Below are 2,226 nucleotides of genomic sequence, written 5' to 3' on the forward strand. Positions count from 1 at the left end.
GTCGCGTTTGGGATAAAGAGGGCGGATTTATTTATACGCTTAAAGCGTAAAGATCTTTCATTACACGACGGTAATGGGGTGAAACTCCAAAAATGAGTGATCGAAATCGAGCGCGAGTAATTTCTCTTTATACTCTTCGCCAACGACGATGTTGAATGCTCCCCCCCAGCCCTCCAAACGGAAGACCTCAAGGGTTTCAGGGATTTTTTCTGCGATCAGTACTGGCTCGAAAAAGAAGCGGCCTCTTGGATTCTGCCATTCCATGATGACATGATCCTTTGGCCAAGCTTCGTACTTGGATAAGTCCCAGTCGATGCAATCAACATGGCTGTAGGCATGTAGGAGTCGGTAACGAGTCTCTTGGTTCTCATGGGTGATGGGCAGGTATTGAACGCATTCAGTTGCCAGGGTGTTCAGGCCCTTAAGAGACTCATCGAAAACAAAAAAGTCCGCTCCGATCGTATTGACCGGGGCAGTTGCTCCCGGGGCAAGAATTTCATATTGCAGAGGTTTCAATGTGCAAGGCGCCCGGCTATTGGATAGCTCAACGTCGTCTACTTCTTCTCCCTTATAAATGAGTTCGCCGAGATTTACGTAACCTTCCCATTTTTTACTAGCAACATTCGGGTTGAGCTTGAAATACTTCATCAGTCGACTGTCCTGTTCTGCTTGTTGTGAGGCTGTCGCCTGATGAGTTGAAGATTGATCAGCAAACTTGAGTGATGGTACGGAAAGTTTTTTTCGCATCATCAAAAAACAGATAAGCCTGAGCGTTGTCATGGCTCAACTCGCTGATGTCGAGTTGCCCTACGAAAATCATCGGTTTCCCGTCCTCTACAGGCCATTGCGGGCTCTGAAGCCATTTGGGAGGCGTTTTCAGGCAACGGAAATCAGTCTTTATTTTTTCCTTCAGCCAAGCCTGCAACGCTTTGGGACTGAGATTTTTCTGATCTTCGATGAGCTGAGATAGGTAGTCCGAAGGCAGCGACAGCCATTTCGGCTGGACTTTTAGGGTCAGGTTAAACAGATTTTCGTACTTTTTCTCTACTGTGTGGGCGACGCTTTTCTTGTTCAGAACATCCGATAGAAGTGTTTGGAGATTGTAGATGCACTCCAGACTCTGGTAATCCTGACTGATGGCATACGTGTAGAGATCAGGTTCCGCGACGTAGGCTGGTAAATTGATCTCACCTTTGAGCAACGCCTCGACGGCCGAGTCCTCGTAGACTTTTTGTTCGAAGTCTTTGGGTGAAATAGACCCTTCCACGAATTTCTTGATGATGTCTATAGCGGTCATTACTTGCTTCCTAAATGTCTGTACTCATCGAGCGCAGCATGCTGTTCTCGGGTGACTTCACGCAGATTTCGCGGATTGTTCACATCTAAACCCCCATTGCGTTGAGGGTTGTGGTGATGTAACTCCATCGAGTTTCCGTTCGCATCCAAAGGCGCAGAGCCTCGCTTCATGCGGCTCAAGTTAGCAGCGCTGAACTCTCCAGAGGCTTTTGAGGCTTCATAACGGTTTTTCCAGTACCGGCTTCTGACGACATCCCATGCGGGAGCTTTGCCGTTAGGTAACGGTTTGTCTATCGCCTGCCCTCTTTTCCAGCGCTTGAACTGGACACAACTCCATCCCCACGGATCGATCCACCCGATGGGATTCGGGCTGTATTGATAAAGATTGATCCCACCTTTCAACCCAACCGGATCCGGCGTCGTAAACCGCCCCACATCCGGATCATAAAACCTGAACGTATTGAAATGCAGCCCCGTCTCCCGATCCAGATACTGCCCCTGAAACCGCAGGTTCTGTTCTTCGATGTAATACGGTTCGCGCACTTCTTCCAGCGTGTTACCCCACACCCGGTACGTTGCTCGCCAGACGGTGTTCCCGTCCGCTTCGGCCAGTTGTTCCGGCAAGCCGTTCAGGTCGTTGTGGTAGTAGCGGATTTTTTGCAGCGGGCCGATGCCGTCGACACGGGCGAGGGGTTGGTAGCCTTCTTCTTCATACACGTAAAGGCTGGTCTGGCTGTGTTTGTGTTCCTGCAACAAGCGCAGGCCATCCCACACAAACCGCGTCTCCCCCAGCCGATACCCATCGCTTCCCTGCTCGGTCTTTTCAACGCGCCGCCCCAACGGGTCGTAGGTCATCCTGACCACACTGCCGTTGTCATTGCGCACTTCCACCAATCGGCTTTCCGCATCGTAGAAAAACCGCTGCACGCC

3 protein-coding genes are annotated in these 2,226 nt (G+C 50.5%); all 3 read right to left on the reverse strand.

Going from position 1 to position 2,226, the window contains the following annotated elements; all coding sequences use genetic code 11:
• Positions 1–60 precede the first annotated feature (60 nt).
• Complete coding sequence (locus tag DYL61_RS31445) at positions 61–780, reverse strand: hypothetical protein (protein ID WP_238704632.1); 720 nt, start codon at positions 778–780, stop codon at positions 61–63.
• Positions 707–1,297 (reverse strand): hypothetical protein, encoded by a 591-nt coding sequence (locus tag DYL61_RS31135; protein WP_135311571.1) that lies wholly within the window; start codon positions 1,295–1,297, stop codon positions 707–709. The genes DYL61_RS31445 and DYL61_RS31135 overlap by 74 nt, the downstream gene beginning before the upstream one ends.
• Positions 1,297–2,226: RHS repeat-associated core domain-containing protein (locus tag DYL61_RS31140; RefSeq protein ID WP_193559476.1), on the reverse strand; the 930-nt coding region annotated here is incomplete at its 5' end. The genes DYL61_RS31140 and DYL61_RS31135, both read right to left, overlap by 1 nt.

This window comes from Pseudomonas nabeulensis (assembly GCF_004682045.1).
Classification (GTDB): Bacteria; Pseudomonadota; Gammaproteobacteria; order Pseudomonadales; family Pseudomonadaceae; genus Aquipseudomonas; species Aquipseudomonas nabeulensis.

Bases quoted from the DNA above. Each gene is read 5' to 3' on its own strand.
- DYL61_RS31445 (WP_238704632.1), bottom strand. From the start codon at position 780: ATGACAACGCTCAGGCTTATCTGTTTTTTGATGATGCGAAAAAAACTT.
- DYL61_RS31135 (WP_135311571.1), bottom strand. From the start codon at position 1,297: ATGACCGCTATAGACATCATCAAGAAATTCGTGGAAGGGTCTATTTCA.